The organism is Micrococcus sp. HMSC31B01 (assembly GCF_001816085.1).
GTDB lineage: Bacteria > Actinomycetota > Actinomycetes > Actinomycetales > Micrococcaceae > Micrococcus > Micrococcus luteus.
The window spans coordinates 1-1,625 of the sequence record NZ_KV825289.1 but is presented as its reverse complement, the minus strand read 5'-3'; the positions used below and the strand labels follow the sequence as shown (position 1 = coordinate 1,625).

Sequence of the window (1,625 nt, the reverse complement as noted above, 5' to 3'; positions counted from 1 at the left end):
GCGGAGCTGTTCGCGCTGGTGCGCCGGGCCCGGGCGGCGGGGCTGGACCCCGAACGGGCCCTGCGCACCACGGTGGCCCGGGTGCGTGCGGGGGACTGGTCGGCGCTGCGTCCGTCCGGCTGACGCGACGCCGCTCCGGCCCGGCCGCAGTTCCGACCGCGCCCCAGCGACATCGCAGCAGGGGGGAACGGCGGTCTTGTCGCCGGCGCGCGGCCGACTGGAACCTGAGGTCCCCGCTAGGCTGAGGCCGTGTCCACGCCGCGGGCACGACTTCCGACTTCGATTGAAGGAGACCCGTCCATGGCCCTGATCGACGCCATCCACGCTCGCGAGATCCTCGACTCGCGCGGCAACCCCACCGTCGAGGTGGAGGTCCTGCTCACCGACGGCTCCCTGGGCCGCGCGGCCGTGCCCTCGGGCGCGTCCACCGGCGAGTTCGAGGCGGTCGAGCGCCGTGACGGGGACAAGAAGCGCTACGGCGGCAAGGGTGTGCTGGACGCCGTCGCCGCGGTCGAGGGCATCGCGGAGGAGCTCGAGGGCGAGTTCGCCGCGGACCAGCGCGCCGTGGACCGCGCGATGCGGGACCTGGACGGCACCCCCAACAAGGGCAAGCTGGGCGCGAACGCGATCCTGGGCGTGTCGATGGCCGTCGCCGTGGCCGCCGCGCAGGCCTCCGACCTCATGCTCTACAAGTACCTGGGCGGCCCGAACGCCCACGTGCTGCCCGTGCCGATGATGAACATCCTCAACGGCGGCGCCCACGCGGACTCCAACGTGGACATCCAGGAGTTCATGATCGCCCCGATCGGCGCCCCGTCCTTCCGCGAGGCCCTGCGCTGGGGCACCGAGGTCTACCACGCCCTGAAGACCGTGCTGCAGGAGAAGGGCCTGTCCACCGGCCTGGGCGACGAGGGCGGGTTCGCCCCGTCCCTGGAGTCCAACCGCGCCGCCCTGGACCTCATCGCCGAGGCCGTGACGAAGGCCGGCTACCGCCTGGGCGAGGACATCGCGCTGGCGCTGGACGTCGCCTCCTCCGAGTTCTTCGACAACGGCTCCTACACCTTCGAGGGCCAGCAGCGCTCCGCCGAGGAGATGGCCGCCTACTACACCGAGCTGGTGGACAACTACCCGATCGTCTCCATCGAGGACCCGCTCGACGAGGACGACTGGGACGGCTGGCAGCACCTGACCGCGCAGCTGGGCGATCGCGTCCAGCTGGTGGGCGACGACCTGTTCGTCACCAACGTGGAGCGGCTGCAGCGCGGCATCGACGAGAAGGCCGGCAACGCCCTGCTCGTGAAGGTCAACCAGATCGGCTCCCTGACCGAGACCTTCGACGCGATCGCCCTGGCCCAGCGCCACATGTTCCACTGCATGATCTCGCACCGCTCGGGCGAGACCGAGGACACGTTCATCGCGGACCTCGCGGTGGCCACCAACGCCGGCCAGATCAAGACCGGCGCCCCGGCCCGCTCGGACCGCGTGGCCAAGTACAACCAGCTGCTGCGCATCGAGGAGGACCTGGCCGACGCCGCCGTCTACGCGGGCCGCTCCGCCTTCCCGCGCTTCCGCGGCTGACCGTCCCCGACGACGACGCGCGGGCCCGCCCGGATCCTTCCGGGCGG

Annotated in this window: 1 protein-coding gene; it reads left to right on the top strand. The window is 72.1% G+C overall.

Going from position 1 to position 1,625, the window contains the following annotated elements; translation table 11 throughout:
* Positions 1-300 precede the first annotated feature (300 nt).
* The gene (gene eno, locus HMPREF3105_RS09745; protein ID WP_036317829.1) at positions 301-1,578 is read left to right on the top strand and encodes a phosphopyruvate hydratase; all 1,278 of its coding nucleotides are present in this window, start codon (positions 301-303) and stop codon (positions 1,576-1,578) included.
* The last annotated feature ends 47 nt before the right edge of the window (positions 1,579-1,625 follow it).